Source organism: Desertibaculum subflavum, assembly GCA_003576705.1.
Lineage (GTDB): Bacteria > Pseudomonadota > Alphaproteobacteria > Ferrovibrionales > Ferrovibrionaceae > Desertibaculum > Desertibaculum subflavum.
Genome location: QOZS01000051.1, coordinates 12915 through 33879, shown reverse-complemented (window position 1 = coordinate 33879; position 20965 = coordinate 12915). Strand labels below are relative to the sequence as shown.

The following is a 20965-nucleotide window of genomic DNA, read 5'->3' as shown; positions in this document are numbered from 1 at the left end:
CATCGTGAAGGGGCACGCGCATCCGTGCCGTCCGTGCCGCCGTATCCCCCCGCATCGATGCAATTCACGGGGATGGCACATCCATGGCGACGAACATCCAGCGGGTCGAGCACATCTATGCCGCCTTCGGCGCCGGCGACATTCCGTCCATCCTCGATGCCCTGCATCCCGCGATCGAATGGGAGCACGACGCGAGCGATCACGGCATGCCCTGGCTGAAGCTGCGGCGCGGCCGGGCCGAGGTCGGCAAGTTCTTCGAAACCCTGGCGGCCTTCGAGTTCCACCGGTTCGAGCCGCTCAACATGACTGCCGGCGGCAACCAGGTGATCTCGGTCATCGCCGTCGACATCACCCTCAAAACCTCGGGCCACAAGATCCGCGACCTGGAGCTGCACCTCTGGACCTTCGACGACCAGGGCCAGGTGACCCGTTTCCGCCACATGGTCGATACCCATCAGCACTGGCTCGCCTGGAAGGGCTGAACCGGCCCGGCTAAGGTTGCGGTAGAGAATCGGGCCTCCGCCCGGTTCCGCAACCAAGCTGGGCGATGACCGACCGGGGATCCACCGCGCCGACCCTTGCGATGGAGGCGAGCGCCAGGCGCGCGCGCCGCGTCGTGTTGCTGGCCGCCGCCCTGCTGGTCATGATCGCGGTACTCGGCGTCGTGCTGGTGCTGCGCTTCGTCGCCGCCGAGCGCGCGCGCGACCTGGTCGGCTGGCAGGTCCGGCTCGGCATCGTCGCCGACAGCCGCGCCGCGGCGATCGACGAGTGGATCGAGCAGGGGTTCACGGTGGCCCGCGAGCTGGCCGAGAACCCGACCGTCCAGCTCTATCTGACCGAGCTGCAGCTTGCCGGCGGCGACCCGGCACGGGTGACCGACGGCGACGCCCAGATCGGCTATCTGCGCAATCTCGCCACCGCCACGGCGGAGCGCGAAGGCTTCGTCGGCCGCGCCGCCGCCTCGCAGGTGCCGGCCAACCTGCCCCGCATCGCCACCGCCGGCATCGGCATCCTGGATCCGAACCGCCGCGCCGTGGCGGCCAGCCCGTCCCTGCTGCCGCTCGATGCGGCGGCGGAGGCCGCGCTGGCGGCCCGCCGGCCCGGCGACGGCACGCTGATCGATCTCTATCTCGACGCCGAGGGCCAGCCCGCCATCGGCTTTGCCTGGCCGGTCCGCCCGGTGCAGGCGGCAGCGAATGCGCGCGAGGAATTCGGCCTCGTCATCGCGGTGCGCCCGGCGGCGCCCGGGCTCGCCCGCCGGCTGCAGCAGCCGGGCGCGACGGAGAAAACGGCCGAGACCCTGCTGGTGCGGCGCAAGGGTGAGACGGTGGAATATCTCTCGACGCTCGCCGACGGCACGCCGGCGACGCGGAGGGCACTGGCGCTCGACACGCCGAACCTCGCCGCCGCCTTCGCGCTCGCGCATCCCGGCGGCTTCACCGAAGGCACCGACTATGCCGGCAAGCCGGTGCTGGCGGTGTCGCGCCCGTTGAAATCGGCGCCCTGGACCCTGGTGCGCAAGGTCGATGCATCCGAGGCGCTGGCCGAGACCGAGCGGCGCCGGCGCACCCTGCTCGCCGTGCTGCTCGGGGCTATCGCCTTCGCCGCCATCGTCGTGGTCGCGGTGTGGCGGCACGGCACCTCGACGCGGGCGGCGGCGGCGGCGACGCGCTTCCACGACATGGCCGACCGGTTCGAGCGGCTGTTCGGCTTCATGCGCACGGTGACCGACGCGCAGCCGACCGCCATCGCCGCGGTGGCGCCGGACGGCCGCTATACCTTCGCCAATGCCCAGGCCGCCGCCGGCACCGGCATCACGCCGGACGAGATGCTGGGCAAGACGCTCGCCCAGGTGATCGGCCCGGTCCGTGCCCGGACGCTGGAAGAGCGCAACCGGGAGGCCCGCGACCTGCAAGTCCGGCTGATGGAAACCGAGACGGTGGAGGAAGCGGGCCAGCAGCGCATCCTGAAGACCGAGCACCTGCCGCTGCCCGATAGCGGCGAATATGTGCGCGGCGTGCTGATGGTGACCGAGGACATCACCGACCTGATGAACGAGCGCGCCCGGCGCGAGCGCACGCTTCGCCAGCTGGTCGCGACCCTGGTCGCCCTGGTCGACCGCCGCGATCCCTATTCCGCCAACCACTCCGCCCGGGTGGCCGAGGTGGCGCGCGCCATCGCGGCCGAGATGGGGCTGCAACCGGTCGAGGTGGAGACGGTGGAAATCGCGGCCTCGGTGATGAATCTCGGCAAGATCGCCGTGCCGGCCGACCTGCTCACCCGGCACGGCACGCTGAGCGAGGACGAGATGCGCCAGGTGCGCGAGAGCATCCTCGCCTCGGCCGACCTGCTGACCGGCATCGAGTTCGACGGGCCGGTGGTCGACACGCTGCGCCAGATGCAGGAGCATTGGGACGGCTCCGGCACGCCGCAGGGCCTGAAGGGCGATGCCATCCTGCCGATGGCGCGCATCGTCTCGGTCGCCAATGCCTTCGTCGGCATGGCGAGCGCGCGGGCCTGGCGGCCGGGGCTCACGCCCGACCAGGCGGCCGATGCGCTGTTGAAGGATGCCGGCCGCAGGTTCGACCGCGCCACCGTGGCGGCGCTGCTCAACGTGCTGGAGAACCGCGGCGGGCGCGAAAAATGGGCGCGCTTCGGCGAACCGCCCAGATCAGGAAACGGGGCCGCATGACGCCGAGAAACGTGAAGCTGCAGCAGGTCGTCGATGCCATGCGCGGCAAGCGCGCGCTGGTCGTCGGCGACGTCATGCTGGATCGTTACGTCATCGGCAAGGTCGAGCGCATCTCGCCGGAGGCGCCGATCCCGATCCTGCGCGTCGGCGAGGAGAGCCTGCGGCCCGGCGGCGCCGGCAACGTCGCCGCCAACCTCGCCGCGCTCGGCCTGAAGGTCGATCTCGTCGGGGTGGTCGGCCGCGATGCGGAGGCGCGCGCGCTGCAGGCGGCGCTGGAGAGCTCGCCGAATATCAAGGCCAGCCTGTTCGCCGGGGCCGACCGCCGCACCACGGCCAAGACGCGGCATATCGCCGGTGGCCAGCAGCTGCTCCGCACCGACAGCGAGCACACCCATCCGGTGGACGGCACGCTGGAAGAGCGACTGATCGCGGCGATCGAGAGGACGGCGCCGAAAGCCGATGCGGTCGTCGTCTCCGATTACGGCAAGGGCTGCCTGACCAGGCGCGTGCTGGTGGCGATCCGGCTCGCCACCCAGGCCCGCATCCCGGTCGTGGTCGATCCGTTCGGGCGCGACTGGAAACGCTACAGCAAGTTCGATTACCTGAAGCCGAACCGGGCCGAGATCCGCGACGCCACCGGTGTCGACCCGGTCGGCGACCGCAGCGCGCTCGCCGCCGCCCGCGCCGCGCGGGAGCAGTTCAAGCTGCGCGGCATCCTGCTGAGCCGCGCCGAGGCGGGGCTCACGCTCGACGACCGGCTCGGCAACAGCCTGCACTTCAAGGCCGAGGCGCGCGAGGTGGCCGACGTCACCGGCGCCGGCGACAGCGTGGTCGCCGCCTTTGCCGCCGCGCTGGCGGCGGAAGCGCGCGCGCCCGATGCCGCGCTGATTGCCAACCTGGCCGGCGGCATCGCAGTCGGCCATGTCGGTGCCTATGCCGTATCGGCGGCCGACCTGATCCATACCCTGCAGCGCGACGCCGTGCTGGCGGTCGCCCACAAGGTGGTGCCGCGCGACCATGCCCGCGTCTGGGTCGAGCATTGGCGCGAAGCGGGCGAGAAAATCGGCTTCACCAACGGCGTGTTCGACCTGCTGCATCCCGGCCATGTCTCGCTGATCGCCGAGGCGAAGCGGCATTGCGACAGGCTGGTGGTGGCGATCAACGCCGATGCCTCGGTCAAGCGCCTGAAAGGCCCCGACCGCCCGATCCAGGACGAGAGCGCCCGCGCCATGGTGCTGGCCGCGCTCGGCGACGTGGATCTGGTCGTCGTGTTCGAGGAGGACACGCCGATCCCGCTGCTCAAGCTGCTGAAGCCCGACGTGCTGGTGAAGGGCGGCGACTATGCCCGCGCCGAGGTGGTCGGCGGCGACCTGGTGGAAGGCTGGGGCGGCAAGGTGCGCCTCGCCCGCGTGGTGCCGGGCCACAGCACCAGCGCGACAGTCGGGCGGCTGAAGAGGTGAGCCAGGCGCCGATGCTCGACGTGGTCGTCATCGGTGGCGGCATCGCCGGACTTTGGGTGCTCGATCGGCTGGCCGCCGCGGGCTTCAGCGCGATCCTGCTGGAACGAGCCGCGCTCGGCGCCGGCCAGACCATCGCCGCCCAGGGCATCATCCATGGCGGTGCCAAATACGAGGTCGAGGGCAAGGGCACGGCTGCGAGCGAGAGCATCGCCGCCATGCCCGATCGCTGGCGCGCCTCGCTGCGCGGCGAGCGAGCGCCCGATCTCACCGCGGCGAAGGTGCTGACCGAGCGCCACCTGATGCTGGCGCGCGGCTTCGGCTTGAAGGCGGAGCTGGCGAGCCGCCTGCTGCAGGCGCGGCGGAGCCGCCTCGACCGCGCCGAATGGCCGGAAGCCTGCGCGCTGATCGCGCAGCTCCGCCGCGTCATCGGGCTGGAGGAGCCGGTGGTCGACGTGCCATCGGTGCTGCAGGCCTTCGCCGCGCAGCAGCGCGAGCGCGTGCACCGCGCCGAGGTGGTGGCGCTGCACCAGGACGGCGACAGCGTCCGCCTCACCCTGCGCGGGCCGCATGGGCGGCCCGGCGAGCTCGCGGCCCGCTTCGCCGTGCTGGCCGCCGGCGCCGCCAATCACCTGCTGTTGCCGGCGGCGCGCCAGCAGCTGCGCCCGCTGCACATGGTGCTGGCGCGCGGCGCGCCGGGGCCGCTCTTCGCGCATCTGCTGGTCGGCCCGGCGCGCCCGGCCCTCACCATCACCAGCCACGCGCTGGAGCAGGGTTTCGTCTGGTATCTCGGCGGCGACCTGGCGGAACGCGGCGTGGCGCTCGATGCCGAGGCGCTGATCAAGCAGGCGCGGACCGAGATCGCCGCCGCCTTCGGTGCGGCGGCCACGACCGGCATGCGCTTCGCCACCAAGCGGATCGACCGCGCCGAGGGCGCCATGCCGGGCAAGCGCCGGCCGGACGGCGCGGTGCTGCAGCAAGAGGGCCGCGTGCTGGCGCTGTGGCCGACCAAGCTCGCGCTGGCGCCCGCCGCCGCCGAGCAGGCGCTCGCCTGGCTGCGCGGCAAGGCTTCGCCCGGCGAGCGCGGCCCGCTGCCGCTCGCCGACTGGCCGCGGCCGGAAGTGGCGCATGCATTGTGGGAGGATGTCGAGCAGTGGAACTGAGGCCGCTCGGCCGCACCGGCATCCGGGTTTCGCCGATCGGCCTCGGCACCGTCGCCTGGGGGCGCGACAAGGGCCTAAAATACGAGCGGCCGGTCACGCTGCCGAGCGATGCGCGCATCGCCGAGCTGATCGAGCGCGCGGAAGCGCTCGGCATCAACCTGCTCGACACCGCGCCCGCCTATGGCACGAGCGAGAGCCGCATTGGCGCGGCACTCGCCGGCAGGCGCGAGCGTTGGGTGATCTCGACCAAGGCCGGCGAGCGCTTCGATGGCGAGCGCTCGAGCTTCGACTTCAGCGCCGCCGGCATGCGCCGGAGCGTCGACGCCAGCCTCGCCGCGCTGCGCACCAACCGAATCGACATCGCCCTGATCCATTCCGACGGCATCGATGAGGGCGCCGCAAAGTTCGGCGCCGCCGCCGAAGCGCTGGCGCGCCTGAAGCAGCAAGGCCAGGTCCGCGCCATCGGCTTCTCCGGCAAGAGCGTGGAAGGCAGCCTCTGGGCGGCAACCTGGGCCGACGTCCTGATGGTGACGTGGAACGACCGCGAGCGCGATCAGGCGCCGGTGATTGCGGAAGCCGCGCGGCGCGGCATCGGCGTGCTGGCGAAGAAGCCCCTCGCGTCAGGACGCATGCCCGCCAGTGCATTGCGTCTCGTCGTCGAGACGCCGGGCGTAGCCTCAGCGATCCTTGGCACGACCGATGCGGCACATCTCGCCGACGCCGTCGCCACTACGACACACAAGCCGGCCGGCTGAGGCGCGCCTTGGCGCGGGTGGCCTTGTAGGACACGTCGCGCTCCACATAGAGATATTCGATCGTCTCGCCGCGGCGGGCGATGACGCGGTAGGTGTGCGGCGGCGGGTAGACGGTCTTGCCGTCGATCGTCTCGGTCAGGGTGATGAAGTCGTTGCCCACCACCCACCAGATGCCGGTCTCGATCTGCTCGAACTCGATCTGGCATTGCCGGCGGATGCGGTATTCGGCGCGGAAGGTGCCGTCGGCATGGCGCTCGACCAGCCATTCCGCCTCGGTGTCCCAGGTCGGCTGATAGCCCTCGCCGTACCACAGGCCGACGAGGTCCTGCTCGGTCAGCGCCGTCGCCGAGACGGCGGCCGACCAGGCGAGCACGATGGCGGCAAGCAAGACGGCGGCGCTGCGTCGGATCATCGCGGACAGGATAGGAGCAAAGCCGCGGCGCGCAACCGCGCGAAGATGGTTGCCGTGGCTTAACCGTGCCGTCACTTCACTCCTGCTATCACTTCACCTTGAAGGCATCGTCGACCGGCACCTGCCAGCCATTGGCGAGGCGGTTGGTTTCGTTCGCCATTCCGACCACCGCCAGGAGCTCGCCCAGCATGGCGTCGGTCATGCCCTTGGCGCGGGCGCCAGCGGTGTGGGAATGGATGCAATACTCGCAGTTGTTGGTGACCGAGACGGCGACATAGATCATCTCCTTCACCAGCGGATCGAGCGCACCCGGCGCCATCACCTCCTTCACGCTCTCCCAGGTACGGCGGAGCGTCTTGGGGTCGTGCGCCAGGTACTTCCAGAAGTTGTTCACCCAGTCGGAGCCGCGCGTCTTCATGATATCGTCGTAGACGGCGCGCACCTCGGCGCTCGCATCGGCATATTCGATCGGCTTGGCGATGGGCATTCCGGTCTCCTCAAAACAAGCGGGCCGGAGCTTGCGCCCCGGCCCGAAACTGAATCGAAGCTGCGGCCTCAATACATGTGCTGGCCGCCGTTGATCGAGAGCGTCGAGCCGGTGATGAAGCCGGCATCGTCGGCGCAGAGGAAGACGACGCCGCGGGCGATCTCCTCGGCATGGCCGAGCCGGCCGACCGGGATCTTGGCGATGATCTTCTCCAGCACCGGCTTCGGCACCGCCTGCACCATCTCGGTATCGATGTAGCCGGGCGCGATGGCGTTGCAGGTGATGCCGATGGCGGCGCCCTCCTGCGCCAGCGCCTTGGTGAAGCCGTGCACCGCCGACTTGGCCGCGGCGTAGTTCACCTGGCCGTACTGGCCGGCCTGGCCGTTGATCGAGCCGATATTGACGATGCGGCCGAACTTGCGCTCGCGCATGCTGTCGATGGCGGCGCGGCACATGTTGAAACAGGAGCCGATATTGGTGTCGAGCACGGCGTCCCACTGCTCGCGGCTCATGCGGTGGAGCGTGCCGTCGCGCGTGATGCCGGCATTGTTGACGATGATGTCGACCGGCCCGAGATCCTTCGCCACCTGGGCGACGCCGTCGCGACAGGCCTCGAAGCTCGAGACGTCCCACTTATAGGTGGCGATGCCGGTCTCCTGCCTGAACTTGCTCGCCGCCTCGTCGTTGCCGCCGTAATTGGCAGCGACCTTGTGGCCTGCCGCCTTCAGCGCCTTGGAGATGGCTGCCCCGATCCCTCGGGTGCCGCCGGTCACGATCGCCACGCGCGCCATTGCAACCTCCCTTGTTTGTTTCCCAGACGACTTTCTTAGGCTAGCGCTCCACGCACATGGCGATGCCCATGCCGCCGCCGATGCAGAGGGTGGCGAGGCCCTTCTTGGCGTCGCGCTTCTGCATCTCGAACAGCAAGGTGTTCAGCACGCGGGCGCCCGAGGCGCCGATCGGATGGCCGATGGCGATGGCGCCGCCGTTGACGTTCACCTTGGCCGGATCCCAGCCCATATCCTTGTTGACGGCGAGCGCCTGCGCGGCGAAGGCCTCGTTCGCCTCCACCAGGTCGAGATCGCCGACCTTCCAGCCCGCCTTGGCGAGCGCGGCGCGGCTGGCCGGGATCGGGCCGGTGCCCATGATCGCCGGATCGACGCCGGCCTGGGCCCAGGACACGATGCGGGCGAGCGGCGTCAGGCCGCGCTTCTTCGCTTCCTCCGCCGTCATCAGCACCACGGCGCCGGCGCCATCATTGATGCCGGAGGCATTGGCGGCGGTGACAGTGCCGTTCTTCTCGAAGGCGCCCCGCAGGCCTGCGATGCCTTCCAAGGTCACGCCGTCGCGGATGTACTCGTCGCGATCGACCACGGTGTCGCCCTTGCGGCCCTTGATGGTGACCGGGATGATCTCGTCCTTGAAGCGGCCGGACTTGCGCGCCGCTTCCGCCTTGTTCTGCGAGGCGACGGCGAAGCGGTCCTGGTCCTCGCGGGTGATCTGCCACTGTTTGGCGACGTTCTCCGCCGTGTTGCCCATGTGGTAGCCGTTGAAGGCGTCCCACAGGCCGTCCTTGATCATGGTATCGACGAATTCCATCGCGCCCATCTTCTGGCCGGCGCGGAGATAGCCGGCATGCGGCGCCTGGGTCATGCTCTCCTGGCCGCCGGCGACGACGATCTTGCTGTCGCCGTTCTGCACCGCCTGGAAGCCGAGCGCGACGGCACGCAGCCCCGAGCCGCAGAGCTGGTTGACGCCCCAGGCCGGCACCTCGTTCGGCACGCCGGCATGGATCGAGGCGATGCGGGCCGGGTTCTGGCCCTGACCGGCCGTCAGGATCTGGCCCATGATCACTTCCGACACCTCGGCCGGATCGACCTTGGCGCGTTCCAGCGCGCCCTTGATGGCGACGGTGCCGAGATAGTCGGCGGAAACGCCGGCGAAGGCCCCGTTGAACGATCCGACCGGCGTACGGCCGGCGCTGACGATGACGACATCGGTCATGGCGCGCACTCCTCCTCATTCCCGGCGCCACCCGCAGCGCCTTCAATGTTGTGAGGCAGACTAGCCCATCGGAGCGGCCCGGCGCAAAGCGCGCCGCGACGATGGTTTCGATGACCGCAGGGTTGCAGCGCCGTGACGCAGCAGCCAGGACGCGAGCGGCGCCCACAAGGTTACCGGCGCGTCCGGACCCACCACCATGCCGACATGCGCCGCCGGCGGCTGCAGCGTCTCCGCCCGCGGCAATGCCGTCGCCAGCGCCAGCGCGCTCGGGCCGGGCACCAGGCGATCGTTGGCCGGTGCCACCACCAGTGCCGGAAGGTCGAGCATCTCGGGCCGCACCGCCCTGCCCCCGACGACCCAGCGCCCGCCGGCCGGACGGTTGTCGCCGTACCAGTCGCGGAAGCATTCGCGCGCCACGGCGCCCGCCAGCCGCACGCCGTCGTTCGCCCAGTCCTCCAGCGCGACGAAGTCGGCGGCCGTTTCGCTTGCCGGGTCCATTGCCGCGAAGGCCTGGAACTTGCGCACCACGAGGTCGGGGTCGTTGCCGAGGAAGATCATCTGCAGCTGATCGACCGACAGAAAGCCATCCGGGGCAAGATGCGTCAGCGCCTCGCCCAGCAGGGCGCCGATGCGCGCCGTCTCCGGCCGCACGGCGTGGAAGTCCCACGGCGCGGCAAGCAGCGCCAGCGCCCGCACCAGCTGCGGCCGCAGGAAAGCGAGCGCGGTCGCCATGGTGCCGCCCATGCAATAGCCGGCCAGCACCACCGGTCCGCCCGCCAGCCCGACCGCCGCGTCGAGCGCGCGGACGAGACGGCCGGCGATCAGGTCGCCGACCGAGATGCGGGGATCGTCGGGCACGCCCCAGTCGAGCAGCAGCGGCCGGTGGCCGAGGCCGGCGAGGTGACGCAGCAGGCTGCGCCTGGCCGAGAGGTCCAGGATGTAGGCGCGGTTGACCAGCGAGGGCACGAACAGCGTGACCGGGCCGTCATTTTCGGGACCATAGTCGAGCAGGCGCGCCGAACCCTCCGACCAGACGACCGGCGGATCGGACAGGTCGCGCCGGTATGGATGCGCGCGATAGGCCGCAATGCCCCGGACCATCGCCTCCAGCCGCCCGGCCCAGGCCCGGGCGACGGCGTCAGTCAGCCTGGCGGGATCGGCGGCGGCGAGCCGGGGCGCGAGTGCCGCCGCCTCCTTTTGCAAGCTCGCGTTCCAGGCGAGCGATCCGCTCCTCGCAAGCGGCAAGGCGGCGAGCGAGGTCAGCGCCATCAGGTTCGCCGCCGCGAGCTGCCCGGTCAGCGGCCGTGGTCCCGCCCGCTTTTGCTGCGCCGTTGGTCCTGCCTGTCGCATCGCTCCCCTGTCGCCCCGCCTTGCTCAGGCTTTCCACCAGGCCGGCGAAGACGGGGTCGTCGCCGAGCAGCCGGGCCTGCTCCCGCCATAAGTCGAGATAGCGCCGGGCAAGCTCGTCAAGGTCGGGCGGATCGGCCATGCGGCGACTATAGCGCCGGGGCCTCGCGGCACATATTCCTCTTGCGCCGCAGCAAGAGATCCTATGCTGCGCAGCAAACCTGCTATGCTGCGCAGCAAGACGGTCGGAACGAACAGCGGGGTGGAAGGGTCGTGAGCGAGCATGTCGAGGCGAAACCGGTCGAGAAGCCGATCCGGATCAAGAAATACGCCAATCGCCGGCTGTACAACACCGCCAGCTCCTCCTACGTGACGCTCGACCATTTGGCGAAAATGGTGCGGGAAGGCCTCGACTTCGTGGTCGAGGACGCGAAGAGCGGCGAAGACATCACCCGCACGGTGCTCACCCAGATCATCTTCGAGGCCGAAGGCAAAGGGCAGAACCTGCTGCCGATCAGCTTCCTGCGCCAGCTGATCGGCTTCTACGGCGACAGCCTGCAGGCCCTGGTGCCGAGCTATCTCGAGCTCAGCATGGCCTCGTTTTCCAAGAACCAGGAGCAGATGCGGCACTACGTGCAGGACGCCTTCGCCGGCATGAACCCGTTCAAGCAGTTCGAGGAGATGGGGCGGCAGAACATGGCGATCTACCAACGCGCCATGAGCATGTTCAATCCGTTCGCCGGCCAGGGCGGCGCGCCGGGCGCCCCGGGCGCGCCGCCGCCGGCGGAGGGCGAGCCGTCGAAGGACCTGGACTCGCTCAAGGACAAACTGGAGGCGATCCAGAAGCAGCTGGACCAGATGACACGGGAGAAGTAGCGATATCGGCGGTTGGATTACAATTCTATAGTTAACAGTTTTGATTTGATGAAGGCCCGTTAAAGCCGCGGTGACCAAACAAGGCCCCGGTGATCAATCGGTGATTTGAAGCATTTTACGAAATATTGATCGGCCAGGGCCATATCTGGCAGGTTATGGTCACCATATTCGACCTATGAGCAGCGTACCCGCCCTCGCCCGCATCCAAGCCGCCGCTGTCGCCCCCGCGACGCTGGGGGACGGGGCGGCGCGTGCCGATCTGGCGCGCGGCCAGCGGGCCTATGGCCGTGCCCTTGCCGGGACGACGGATGAGGGCGGCTCGCGGGCGGCGGTGCTGCTGCCGCGTTATGGCTTTGCCCGTTTCGCCCTGCCGCCGGACGCCCTGCGGTTCGCGGGCGAACGGGAAGACGACGACCCGCCGCCGCGGGCAAGCGTCCCGGAAGCACGCGCCGCCTATGGCGAGGCAGCACGGCGCGGCCGCATCGACATTCCATCCGGCGACCTGATCGACCTCTCGGTCTGACGCGCTGCATCCGCGGCGCAACCTTCCTTCCGCTCCGCCGTTCCGCAGCCGGAGGACCATGCCATGCGAACTTGCCTGCTGCGCCCTGCCGCTGCGCCCCTCGCCGCCCTGGCGCTCGTGGCCTGCGGCTCGGAATCCACTGGCCTCGGCATCAACCTGGTGCCGCAGGAGCAGGTTGCCGAGATGGCGCAACCCGCATGGCAGCAGATCCTGAGCGAAACCGCGCCTTCGGGTAACGCCGCCTATCAACAGAGGGCGCAGGAGATCTCGAGCCGCTTGCTGGCCGCGGCGGGCGAAGATCCGGCCAAGTGGGAGGTGCGGGTGTTCGAGGGCAACGAGGCAAATGCTTTCGCCCTGCCGAACGCCAAGATCGGCATCTTCGAAGGCATGTTCGGGGTGGCCGAGAATGACGCGCAGCTCGCAGCCGTGCTTGCCCACGAGGTCGCGCACGTTCAGGAGGAACACTCGACCGAACGCGTCAATTCCGAGATGGCGACGCAGCTCGGCGTGCAGCTGGCCGGCGCGGTGGTGGGTTCCGCGACCGGAGTCAGCCCGCAGGCGGCCGCCGGGTTGCTGGGAGCCGGGGCGCAGTACGGGCTGGTTCTGCCCTACGGGCGAAATCAGGAACTGGAGGCCGACAGCCGGGGCCTCACGCTGATGGCCAAGGCCGGCTACGATCCGCGCGCCGCGGTCGAGCTGTGGCAGAACATGCGGCAGGCGGGCGGCGATCGCCCGCCGACCTTCCTGTCGACCCATCCGGGACCCGAACAGCGCATCGCGCAGCTGCAGGCGCAGATGCCGGAGGCGCTGGAGGTTTACCAGACGCGCTGATCCTCCGCGGCCTCGACGGTCTCCGGCCGCCATCGCTTCCCCCTTGCCGAGCCCCCGCCGATGGTGAAACCATCGGGGCACAGGGAACGTGCGTCACCAACTCAAGGGAGGGGCGCCATGGCGCTGAAGACCAAGCCCAGAGGTCCGCGCACCATTGCCATCGTCGGCCCGTATCTCGCGGGCAAGACCACCTTGCTGGAAAGCATCCTGCACGCATCCGGCGCGATCGCCCGCAAGGGCCGCGTCACCGAGGGCAACACGGTCGGCGATACCTCGGCCGAGGCGCGCGAACGACAGATGAGCGTCGAGATCAATGCCGTCGCCGCGGACTGCCAGGACGATCCGTTCGTGTTCCTCGACTGCCCGGGCTCGATCGAGTTCCTGCAGGAGACCAAGAACGCCCTGGTCGGCGCCGACGCCGCCGTGGTGGTGTGCGAGCCCGATACGGCCAAGGCGGCGATGCTGGTGCCGATCATGAAGACGCTGGAGCAGAGCGGCATCCCGCATCTCCTGTTCGTCAACAAGATCGACAAAGCGACGGGCGCGGTGCGCGACCTGCTGCCGGCATTGCAGGAGGTGAGCGCCAAGCCGCTGGTGCTGCGCCAGGTGCCGATCCGCGAGGGCGACGTGATCACCGGCTATGTCGACCTCGCCTCCGACCGCGCCTTCGTCTATCGCGACGACCAGCCGTCGGAACTGATCCAGATACCCAAGGGCACGGTGGAGCGGCGCGACGAGGCGCGCTTCGCCATGCTGGAGAAGCTCTCCGATTTCGACGACCGGCTGATGGAAGCCCTGCTCGAGGAGAAGGACCCGCCGCGCGATACCGTGTTCGAGGACCTGGCGCAGGAGCTGAAGGAAGGCCTGATCGTGCCGGTGCTGTTCGGCTCCGCCGAGACCGAGCACGGCGTGCGCCGCTTGATCAAGGCGCTGCGCCACGAAGTGCCGGAGCACACGGTCGCAGCGGCCCGCATCGGCGTCGACCCGAACGGCCCGCCAATTGCCCAGATCCTGAAGACCTATGTCACGCCGCATTCCGGCAAGCTGTCGCTCGCCCGCATCTGGGCCGGCAAGATCGAGGACGGCGCCGTGCTGAACGGCGAGCGCGTTGCGGGCCTCCTCCGGCCCCGCGCCGGCAAGCAGGAGAAACTCGCCACCGCCCAGGCCGGCGAGACGGTGCTGTTCGGCCGCCTGGAACAGGCCAAGACCGGCGACACCTTGGCGCCCGGCAAGGAGCCGCCGAAGCAGCTGCCACGCGCCGAGACCTTGCCGCCGGTCTTCGAGCTCGCCGTGGAGGCGGCCAACCGCAACGAGGAGGTGAAGCTCTCCGGCGCGGTGCAGAAGCTGATGGACGAAGACCCGGCGATCCGCTTCGAGCAGCATGCCGACACGCATGAATTCGTGCTGGCGGGCCAGGGCGACATACATCTCAAGGTCGCCTTCGACCGGCTGAGGTCGAAGCACGGGCTGACCCTGAAGGCGCGCCGGCCGCATGTCGCCTACAAGGAGGCGATCCGCAAGGCCACGACCCAGCACGGCCGGCACAAGCGGCAATCCGGCGGCCACGGCCAGTTCGGCGACGTGCATATCGAGATCAAGCCGCTGCCGCGCGGCGAGGGCTTCGTGTTCGACAACAAGATCGTCGGCGGCGTGGTGCCGAAGAACTTCATCCCCGCGGTCGAGGAAGGCGTGCGCGACTACCTGAACCACGGGCCGATGGGCTTCCCGGTGGTCGACGTCTATGTCGCCCTGTTCGACGGGCAGTACCATGCGGTCGATTCATCCGAGCTCGCCTTCAAGACGGCGGCGCGCATCGCCATGACCGAGGGCATGCCGAAATGCGAGCCGGTGCTGCTGGAGCCGATCTGCAAGGTCGAGGTGGCGGTGCCGAACGAGCACACATCGAAGGCGAACCAGATCATCAGCGGCCGGCGCGGGCAGATTCTGGGCTTCGACGCCCGGCCCGGCTGGACCGGCTGGGACGTGGTCACCGCCCATCTGCCGCAATCGGAGATGCACGACCTGATCGTCGAGCTGCGCTCGCTGACCCAGGGCGTCGGCACCTATACCTGGAGCTTCGACCACCTGCAGGAGCTGACCGGGCGCCTCGCCGACAACGTGCTGGCGCAGCACAAGCAGGGCCGGGCCGCCGAATGAACATCGCCGACAAGGCCTCGGACCTCCTGCTCAAGGCACGCCTGGAGCGGGCGCCGCTCGCCGGCCTGCCGGAGGATTGCCGCCCCGCCGACGAGACCGCGGCTTACGCGATTCAGGCCGAGCATGTGGCCCGGCTCTGCCGACAGCTCGGCGGCCGCACCATCGGCTACAAGGTCGGCGCCACCGGCGCGGGCGCGCGCAAGCTGCTCAACACCGACCATCCGTTCTACGGCCGGCTGATCGACAAACTGGCGCAAGGCTCGCCCGCGAAGCTTTCGCCGGCGGAGAGCCGCATGCGGGTGATCGAGGCGGAGTTCGCCTTCCGCATGGGCCGCGACCTGACGCCGCGCGGGAAGCCCTGGACGTTCGACGAGGTGCAAGGGGCGATCCTCACCGCGCTGCCGGCGATCGAGGTGGTGGACAGCCGCTATGCCGAGTGGACCAAGGTCGGCGTGCTGTCGGTGATCGCCGACCAGGGCAGCCACGGCCACTGGGTCCAGGGGCGCGAGACCGAAGACTGGCGCGGCCTGGACCTCGCGGCGCACAAGGTGACCTTGAGCGTCGACGGCGCGGTGGTGCGCGAAGGCGCCGGGCGCAACGTGCTCGACCATCCGCTCAACGCGGTGCTCTGGCTCGCCAACACGCTGAACGAAACCGGCCAGACCTTGCGGGCGGGCGAGTACATCTCCACCGGCACCGCGATCGACATCTACCTGGCCAAGCCCGGCGAGACGATCGGTGCGGATTTCGGGGTGCTGGGGAAGGTGGATCTCGACATAGCGGCCGGGGAGCGCGCCGGACAGGGTCACGTGGCGACCCAAGAAGAATGATGTAATTCCCACAAAAAAATATTCGTCTCCGCTGGAATTCTCAATAATTAATGCCGATTTATTGGTTATGTTCCGCCCAGTTGTAATCGTCGTGGCGCCATAAATACGCAATCAACACAAGGAAATCATATGTATACTGATTTTCTATTTTAGGTGGTGGGCGAAATTGGTAAAATTGCTTGTATAAGTAACTGTTTATAAAGAGATCCAAACACAAATTTTGGGTGCGACAGACATTTTCATACAGGACTGGGCATGAGCATGCTCAAAACACTCTCGCACTCCTCCACCCGCATTCGGCGTCTTCTCATCGCGCTGGCCGGCGACCAGCGGGGAATCGGCGCCGTGGGCATGGCGCTGGCGCTGCCGGCCCTGGTCGGGTCCGCCGGCATCGGCGTAGAGGTCGGCATGTGGTACCTGGAAAAGCGAAATCTGCAGGTCGCCGCCGATGCCAGCGCGGTCGCGGGCGCATTTGAACTCGCCCGCAGCAACGAAGCGAGCATCACGGCGGCGGCGACGGCGCAGGCGGCCAAGAACGGATTCGTCGCGGGCGACGGTTCGACGATCTCGGTGACCCCGAATACGTCGGGCGGCAGCGGCACAGTTCGGGTGCAACTGCAAAAATCCGTGCCGCGACTCTTCTCGGCGATTTTCCTGGAAGAGAACGTGACGGTCAGTGTCGAAGCCTCTGCCGGCGTGCAAATTTCCGGCGATGCCTGCGTGCTGGCGCTCGATTCGAGCCTGACCAAGGCGCTCGACATCCAGGGCAGCACCTTCGTCGACATGCCGAACTGCACGTTGGCCGCGAACTCGAACAACGCCGTTGCGATCGCGGTTTCCGGCAGCGCCAGCCTGAGTGCGGCGTCGCTCTGGTCGCGCGGCGGAGTCGATACCGGCGGTTCCGCCGCCATCACGCTGCCCGGCGGCATCCTCGACAACGTCTGGACGCTGGCCGATCCCTATTCCGCGCTGAGCATCCCCGCCTTCGGCAGTTGCGACTTCAACAACCAGAGCTATGCCAACGAGACGACCACGATCAGTCCAGGCGTCTATTGCGGCGGCATCACGTTCGGCGCCAACGCCAACATCACGCTGATGCCTGGGACCTACTACATCGTCGACGGCGACGTGACGATGAATGCGCAGTCGGTGGTGCGCTGCAACTGCAACGGCGATGACGGCGTGACCTTCGTGCTTACCACGAAGAGCAGCAACATGAGCAAAATCGGCCGCGTGCGCATCAATGGTGGCGCCGATGTGCAGCTGGCCGCACCGTCCGACCCGAACGAGCACTTCGTCGGCGTGCTGTTCTATCAGGATCGTCGCGCGACCAACACCCAGGCGAACAAGCTGAACGGCGGTTCGGCGATGACGCTCACGGGTGCCATCTACACGCCCGCCCAGCCCTCGGAGTGGAACGGCAACAACAGCTCCTCCGCCTCGAACTGCACCCGCCTGATCGCGCGGACGATAACCTTCATCGGCAACTCGTACTTCAACAATGCGGGCTGCCCGGCGGCCGGTGTGAAGCCGATTGAGGTCACCAGCGTGCGGGTCTTGTCATGATCGGCCTGCAGCGCATTTGGCGGGGGCGCGACGGCAACATCGCGGTGGAAGTGGCGCTGGCAATGCCCATCCTGCTCGCCCTGCTCGCCGGCATCACCGATCTTGGCCGCGCCGTTCTCGCCGACGCGCGCCTGAAATCGGCGGTGCGGGCCGGGTTGGAATATGCGCAGGTCAATCCCAATCATGGCGGGGGAATCGAGGCGGTGGTGCGCGCCGCGGCTAACGAACCGGGCGTCACGGTCACCATGGCACAGATCTGCCAGTGCCCGGACGGCTCCACAGTGGAATGCAGCGTAGCCTGCGGCGACGGTCAGCCTCCCGGCGGTTATGTCGTTATAAGTGCCGAGCAGGCATTCACCGCGCTGTTCCCCGGGATGAGCGCCCTGATCGAGGGGCCGCGCCTGGCGCACGGCAGCATCAGGGCGAAATGATGCGGAAGATGCTCGGCTGCTGTCTCGCCAACCAACGCGGCGCGGCCGTTATCGAGTTCGCCATCGCCGGCCCGTTCCTGATCGCCGCGCTGGTCGGACTGCTCGAGGCGGGGCGCTTGCTGTGGATCAGTCACACGATGCAGCAGGCGGTCGATGAGGCGGGACGTTACGCGATGATCAACCGCACCGGTGACACGGCCACCCTGACCACCTATTTGCAGGGCAAGCTGGGCTCGCCCGACGCCTCGCTTGTCATCGAGGTGACGCAGAGCAGCGCCGGTGGCATCACCTACGTCAACATCGCCGCTCGCAAGCCGTTCGAACTCGCCGGCGGCCTGTTCGGGACGCTCGAGAGCGCGGTCGGCGGCCGCACCAGCGTGCCGCTGCTGCCGTCGAGCTGAGATCCGCAGCGACGCAACCCTAGTTATTGAAGGCCCATGATCCGTCCGGCTGCAGGCAGGCGACGCCGTAGAGCGGCTGGCGACGGCCGTCGATCACGCCGGTGGTCTGATATTCGCGGCAGTACTGACCGCTGGCCTCGCGCCAGGCACGGCCGTATTGCGGCCCGACCGGCAGCCGCGGCAGGTTGAGCGGGAGGTCGATGATGATCTGCACGCCGCCGGGCACGACCACAGGCGCGCGATAGCCGCGCGACCACGCATGGCCGCGGCACTTGACCTCTTCCTTGTACTCGCCGCTGCGCTCGCGCTTGCGCTCCACTTTGCAGACGCCGTCGTCGTACTCTTCCTTCCATTCGCCGCCGCGCTCGCGCTTGTACTCGTACTTCTCTCCGCCGCGGCCCTTGCCGCTCTCGTCCTTCCACGGGTCGGCGGCCGCGCCGAAGGTCCAACCGAGCATCGCGGCGAGGACTAGGCTGGCTGCAAGCATAGCGCTGATCCCTTGGTTGCGCCGGCCGACCGGACCGGCCCCCTCAGGTTCGAACGCAATCATGGCCACGCGGAGGCACGTTCTGGGCAGTTCCGCGCGCCTCAGAAGCGGAAAGCGGCGCCCGCAGGCGCCGCTCCGCTCCTCCCAGACGGGCTTGTCGTTCAACGCCGGCGGCGGCGCGCCAGCAAGCCAAGCCCCAGCAAACCGATACCAAGCAAAGACAGCGCCGCTGGTTCCGGAATCGGCGTGCCATTGCCGTTGCCGGGCGCGATCCAGCCGCTGCCTTGGGCGGCCGTGCCGATCCCCTGAACATGCGCGGCGGTGGTGAAAGGCCCGTGGCCGCCAGCGGGGGCGCTCAGGAAATCGAAGTCGGTGACATCGATCGCGCCGGTGAAGCCGATATCCACAACGAAGGTCTGGCCGGCGTTGAAGCGATCGCCGGGCGGCCCGTTCTGCCAGTCGAACAGAATGTCGTAGCGCCCATCGCCGTCAGCCTGGAACGCATCGATGCCGGTCGATGGCGCGCCACCCGTGAGAAGGGCGGTGGGTGCGCCGATTACGGTGAAGCTCAGCGCCGTCGGGTCCAGCGCCGGATTGAAGTTGAACGCCCAGAGGTCGACGAATTCGGAGCCGACGAGGCCGGAGGTGGACATCGTCAGGCGAACGCCGTTCGCACCGATGGCATCCGCGGCGTCGTCGAAAGTCGCAGTCAGCCACGGCGTCGGCCCCGCGGGCGACTGAGCGCCGCTGAACTCGGTGTCCAGTTCATAAGTCAGAACCCCGGCTTGCGCAGCGCCGGCGGTCAGAGCCACCGCAAGGGACGATGCGCCAAGCAGCGACATACCGAATCTCGTCAGGGACATGACACCCTCCTTGATCCGCCCAAACATTGTTTATGCAAGGCGCGCGCCAAGGAGCTAAGTCACTGAATATAATCACTCTGCTCGCCTACGGCCAAGCTGAGTGTAAAATGGTTAATACATAAGACAACGGGGGTCTCTTGCGCCCCAATATTCCATATTGCACACCAATTGGAGCTGTCTATAAGATATTTATGCTCGGTACAATCTTGTGATATTTATGTAATATGACGATTATTACTTATATTCTTTTGTTAAGTGATCTGACACGGCGAGAAGAGGGTAAGAAGTGACGCGCTGGCCGGTGTTTTATGGTCGGCTCCCTTCCTCGCACTCAAACAGATTCCTTCCGGATTTGGCCGTAGCGAAAGCGCCTTGCCGCCAAGTCAAAAATTTTTACAGGCTCGGTGGCGAGCGGCTTACTGCCGTGCCGGCGTCAACGAAAAACGGCGTCCGAAGGCGCCGTTTCCCTAAGCCAAGCAGGAGACGCGTTCAGCTCTTCCGGCGACGGAGCAGACCGAGGCCCAGCAGCCTGGCGCGGAGCAGGGCGAGAGCGGCAGGCTCCGGCACTTCGGTCGTCGGAGTGTCGCGGCGGGCGACGTTCCGGAGTCAGAGATCTTTACAGATCTCGAGGCAGCAAATCGGCGGCGGATCGTAAAGTATTGATTTGATGTATCTTTATTTTTTGGCACAGCCTGTGCTTTGTATGAAATGCGTTCCCTTACGCGGCGAGAGCCCGCACAGGAGATTGAGATGAGCACCGTGTTCGGACTTCGGCCTCTGGTTCTGGCCGCGGGCGTAGCAGTTGGATCGCTTATGGCGGCATCGAGCGCGAACGCCGTTGCGATTTCCTTTTCCAAAATCACCAACAACGGCAATACGGATGTAAGCAGCCAGCTCTCCGCCGACGTGACGGATGCCGGCGGCGGCCAGGTGGCCTTCAAGTTCACCAACGCGGTGGGGGTGGCCTCGTCCATCACCGACATCTACCTCGACGACAACACCACCGCCGTGCTGCTCGGCCTTGCCGGTATTACCAACAGCGCTGGCGTGTCGTTCAGTGCCGGCGCATCGCCGCCAGACCTTCCCGGTGGTGGACCGTTCAGCTTCGACGCGGATTTCGCAGCGGACTCCGACTCCCCGGTCAGCGCCAACGGCGTCAATGCCGCCGGCGAGTTCGTGACCCTCACGTTCAATCTGATCGGCGGCAAGACATTCGCCGACGTACTGGCCGAACTCGGCAGCGGCGAGTTGGAGCTTGGTCTGCACGTCCAGTCGATCGCGCCGCAGGGCGGTAGCGACTCTTATATCAACACCGGCACCCCGCCGACCCGTGTGCCCGAGCCGGCGACGCTGGCTCTGTTCGGAGCCGGCCTGATGGGTCTCGGTCTGCTGCGGCGGCGCCGCGCCGTCTGATCCAGCCCGGCTTCTGAGCTGCCAAGCGGCGGCCTTCGCGAGGAGGCCGCCGCTTTACTTTGTTTCGGCAGTAAACCTTCCGGGTAATGGGCAGCGAACTTAGCCAAAAGTGGCCATTGATCATGCGGTCCAATAATCCCGCCTCAGACGGGGAACGGTGCCTGGAATCTGAGAATGCGCAGATACGGCAAACGAACCGGCGCCGCCGGGTCCACCACGCAGCGTGTGTCCCCTCACGGTGGCATTTATTAACATTATATTAAAGAACAT

The 20965-nt window shown here is 67.8% G+C and carries 21 protein-coding genes; 14 read left to right on the top strand and 7 right to left on the bottom strand.

What is annotated here, in order from left to right; genetic code table 11:
• Positions 1–83: 83 nt before the first annotated feature.
• From DT074_RS22030 to DT074_RS22010, 5 genes are all read left to right on the top strand, one after another.
• Entirely contained in the window at positions 84–482 is a 399-nt protein-coding gene (locus tag DT074_RS22030; RefSeq protein WP_119422023.1) for a nuclear transport factor 2 family protein, read from the top strand.
• Positions 483–547: 65 nt separating this feature from the next.
• On the top strand, positions 548–2692 hold the full coding sequence (locus DT074_RS22025) for an HD domain-containing phosphohydrolase (RefSeq protein WP_119422022.1): 2145 nt from the start codon (positions 548–550) through the stop codon (positions 2690–2692).
• Positions 2689–4152 (top strand): D-glycero-beta-D-manno-heptose 1-phosphate adenylyltransferase, encoded by a 1464-nt coding sequence (gene rfaE2, locus DT074_RS22020; RefSeq protein WP_368744842.1) that lies wholly within the window; start codon positions 2689–2691, stop codon positions 4150–4152. The genes DT074_RS22025 and rfaE2 overlap by 4 nt, the downstream gene beginning before the upstream one ends.
• The gene (locus DT074_RS22015; RefSeq protein ID WP_119422021.1) at positions 4149–5312 is read left to right on the top strand and encodes an FAD-dependent oxidoreductase; all 1164 of its coding nucleotides are present in this window, start codon (positions 4149–4151) and stop codon (positions 5310–5312) included. Before rfaE2 ends, DT074_RS22015 begins: the two co-directional genes overlap by 4 nt.
• Positions 5303–6067 (top strand): aldo/keto reductase, encoded by a 765-nt coding sequence (locus tag DT074_RS22010; RefSeq protein WP_368744841.1) that lies wholly within the window; start codon positions 5303–5305, stop codon positions 6065–6067. Before DT074_RS22015 ends, DT074_RS22010 begins: the two co-directional genes overlap by 10 nt.
• Here the strand turns inward: DT074_RS22010 and DT074_RS22005 are convergent.
• The 5 genes from DT074_RS22005 to DT074_RS21985 form a co-directional block, all read right to left on the bottom strand.
• A complete protein-coding gene (locus DT074_RS22005) occupies positions 6042–6479 on the bottom strand; it encodes a hypothetical protein (protein WP_119422019.1) in 438 nt (145 codons plus the stop codon). The genes DT074_RS22010 and DT074_RS22005 overlap by 26 nt on opposite strands.
• An 88-nt stretch (positions 6480–6567) precedes the next feature.
• On the bottom strand, positions 6568–6966 hold the full coding sequence (locus tag DT074_RS22000; protein ID WP_119422018.1) for a carboxymuconolactone decarboxylase family protein: 399 nt from the start codon (positions 6964–6966) through the stop codon (positions 6568–6570).
• 68 nt (positions 6967–7034) lie between these two features.
• Positions 7035–7757 (bottom strand): acetoacetyl-CoA reductase, encoded by a 723-nt coding sequence (gene phbB, locus DT074_RS21995; RefSeq protein WP_119422017.1) that lies wholly within the window; start codon positions 7755–7757, stop codon positions 7035–7037.
• 40 nt (positions 7758–7797) lie between these two features.
• On the bottom strand, positions 7798–8970 hold the full coding sequence (locus tag DT074_RS21990; protein ID WP_119422029.1) for an acetyl-CoA C-acetyltransferase: 1173 nt from the start codon (positions 8968–8970) through the stop codon (positions 7798–7800).
• A 60-nt stretch (positions 8971–9030) separates the two neighbouring features.
• Positions 9031–10320 (bottom strand): alpha/beta fold hydrolase, encoded by a 1290-nt coding sequence (locus DT074_RS21985; RefSeq protein WP_119422016.1) that lies wholly within the window; start codon positions 10318–10320, stop codon positions 9031–9033.
• Between the two features lie 270 nt (positions 10321–10590).
• On the opposite strand from DT074_RS21985, the gene phaR reads away from it, so the two are divergent.
• From phaR to DT074_RS21945, 8 genes are all read left to right on the top strand, one after another.
• The gene (gene phaR / locus DT074_RS21980; RefSeq protein ID WP_119422015.1) at positions 10591–11193 is read left to right on the top strand and encodes a polyhydroxyalkanoate synthesis repressor PhaR; all 603 of its coding nucleotides are present in this window, start codon (positions 10591–10593) and stop codon (positions 11191–11193) included.
• Between the two features lie 175 nt (positions 11194–11368).
• Positions 11369–11716 (top strand): hypothetical protein, encoded by a 348-nt coding sequence (locus tag DT074_RS21975; protein WP_119422014.1) that lies wholly within the window; start codon positions 11369–11371, stop codon positions 11714–11716.
• Between the two features lie 63 nt (positions 11717–11779).
• Positions 11780–12547 carry a M48 family metallopeptidase gene (locus DT074_RS21970; RefSeq protein WP_119422013.1) on the top strand — a complete coding sequence of 256 codons (768 nt, stop codon included), beginning with the start codon at positions 11780–11782 and terminating at the stop codon, positions 12545–12547.
• 117 nt (positions 12548–12664) lie between these two features.
• Positions 12665–14704: an elongation factor G gene (locus DT074_RS21965; protein ID WP_119422012.1), complete on the top strand. Its 2040-nt coding sequence runs from the start codon at positions 12665–12667 to the stop codon at positions 14702–14704.
• Positions 14701–15534: a 2-keto-4-pentenoate hydratase gene (locus DT074_RS21960; protein ID WP_119422011.1), complete on the top strand. Its 834-nt coding sequence runs from the start codon at positions 14701–14703 to the stop codon at positions 15532–15534. The genes DT074_RS21965 and DT074_RS21960 overlap by 4 nt, the downstream gene beginning before the upstream one ends.
• Positions 15535–15789: 255 nt before the next feature.
• Positions 15790–17100: a pilus assembly protein TadG-related protein gene (locus tag DT074_RS21955; RefSeq protein ID WP_119422010.1), complete on the top strand. Its 1311-nt coding sequence runs from the start codon at positions 15790–15792 to the stop codon at positions 17098–17100.
• On the top strand, positions 17097–17531 hold the full coding sequence (locus tag DT074_RS21950) for a TadE/TadG family type IV pilus assembly protein (protein ID WP_119422009.1): 435 nt from the start codon (positions 17097–17099) through the stop codon (positions 17529–17531). The genes DT074_RS21955 and DT074_RS21950 overlap by 4 nt, the downstream gene beginning before the upstream one ends.
• On the top strand, positions 17531–17932 hold the full coding sequence (locus DT074_RS21945) for a TadE/TadG family type IV pilus assembly protein (RefSeq protein ID WP_162915099.1): 402 nt from the start codon (positions 17531–17533) through the stop codon (positions 17930–17932). The genes DT074_RS21950 and DT074_RS21945 overlap by 1 nt, the downstream gene beginning before the upstream one ends.
• A 19-nt stretch (positions 17933–17951) precedes the next feature.
• Here the strand turns inward: DT074_RS21945 and DT074_RS28575 are convergent, their stop codons facing one another.
• Together DT074_RS28575 and DT074_RS21935 are read right to left on the bottom strand one after the other, a co-directional pair.
• Positions 17952–18419, bottom strand: a complete 468-nt coding sequence (locus DT074_RS28575; protein ID WP_368744840.1) for an RT0821/Lpp0805 family surface protein — start codon at positions 18417–18419, stop codon at positions 17952–17954.
• Positions 18420–18580: 161 nt separating this feature from the next.
• Positions 18581–19282 (bottom strand): PEP-CTERM sorting domain-containing protein, encoded by a 702-nt coding sequence (locus DT074_RS21935; RefSeq protein ID WP_162915098.1) that lies wholly within the window; start codon positions 19280–19282, stop codon positions 18581–18583.
• A 750-nt stretch (positions 19283–20032) separates the two neighbouring features.
• On the opposite strand from DT074_RS21935, the gene DT074_RS21930 reads away from it, so the two are divergent.
• Positions 20033–20695 carry a PEP-CTERM sorting domain-containing protein gene (locus tag DT074_RS21930; RefSeq protein ID WP_162915097.1) on the top strand — a complete coding sequence of 221 codons (663 nt, stop codon included), beginning with the start codon at positions 20033–20035 and terminating at the stop codon, positions 20693–20695.
• Positions 20696–20965 lie beyond the last annotated feature (270 nt).

What these genes read in the sequence shown, in the direction of transcription:
- DT074_RS21970 (WP_119422013.1), top strand. Translation starts at nt 11,780, where the DNA reads ATGCGAACTTGCCTGCTGCGCCCTGCCGCTGCGCCCCTCGCCGCCCTG.
- DT074_RS21960 (WP_119422011.1), top strand. Translation starts at nt 14,701, where the DNA reads ATGAACATCGCCGACAAGGCCTCGGACCTCCTGCTCAAGGCACGCCTG.
- DT074_RS21985 (WP_119422016.1), bottom strand. Translation starts at nt 10,320, where the DNA reads ATGCGACAGGCAGGACCAACGGCGCAGCAAAAGCGGGCGGGACCACGG.
- DT074_RS21975 (WP_119422014.1), top strand. Translation starts at nt 11,369, where the DNA reads ATGAGCAGCGTACCCGCCCTCGCCCGCATCCAAGCCGCCGCTGTCGCC.
- DT074_RS21950 (WP_119422009.1), top strand. Translation starts at nt 17,097, where the DNA reads ATGATCGGCCTGCAGCGCATTTGGCGGGGGCGCGACGGCAACATCGCG.
- DT074_RS22025 (WP_119422022.1), top strand. Translation starts at nt 548, where the DNA reads ATGACCGACCGGGGATCCACCGCGCCGACCCTTGCGATGGAGGCGAGC.
- phbB (WP_119422017.1), bottom strand. Translation starts at nt 7,757, where the DNA reads ATGGCGCGCGTGGCGATCGTGACCGGCGGCACCCGAGGGATCGGGGCA.
- DT074_RS21955 (WP_119422010.1), top strand. Translation starts at nt 15,790, where the DNA reads ATGAGCATGCTCAAAACACTCTCGCACTCCTCCACCCGCATTCGGCGT.
- DT074_RS22000 (WP_119422018.1), bottom strand. Translation starts at nt 6,966, where the DNA reads ATGCCCATCGCCAAGCCGATCGAATATGCCGATGCGAGCGCCGAGGTG.
- DT074_RS21965 (WP_119422012.1), top strand. Translation starts at nt 12,665, where the DNA reads ATGGCGCTGAAGACCAAGCCCAGAGGTCCGCGCACCATTGCCATCGTC.
- rfaE2 (WP_368744842.1), top strand. Translation starts at nt 2,689, where the DNA reads ATGACGCCGAGAAACGTGAAGCTGCAGCAGGTCGTCGATGCCATGCGC.
- DT074_RS21990 (WP_119422029.1), bottom strand. Translation starts at nt 8,970, where the DNA reads ATGACCGATGTCGTCATCGTCAGCGCCGGCCGTACGCCGGTCGGATCG.
- DT074_RS28575 (WP_368744840.1), bottom strand. Translation starts at nt 18,419, where the DNA reads ATGCTTGCAGCCAGCCTAGTCCTCGCCGCGATGCTCGGTTGGACCTTC.
- DT074_RS21945 (WP_162915099.1), top strand. Translation starts at nt 17,531, where the DNA reads ATGCGGAAGATGCTCGGCTGCTGTCTCGCCAACCAACGCGGCGCGGCC.
- DT074_RS22005 (WP_119422019.1), bottom strand. Translation starts at nt 6,479, where the DNA reads ATGATCCGACGCAGCGCCGCCGTCTTGCTTGCCGCCATCGTGCTCGCC.
- DT074_RS21930 (WP_162915097.1), top strand. Translation starts at nt 20,033, where the DNA reads ATGAGCACCGTGTTCGGACTTCGGCCTCTGGTTCTGGCCGCGGGCGTA.
- DT074_RS22030 (WP_119422023.1), top strand. Translation starts at nt 84, where the DNA reads ATGGCGACGAACATCCAGCGGGTCGAGCACATCTATGCCGCCTTCGGC.
- DT074_RS21935 (WP_162915098.1), bottom strand. Translation starts at nt 19,282, where the DNA reads ATGTCCCTGACGAGATTCGGTATGTCGCTGCTTGGCGCATCGTCCCTT.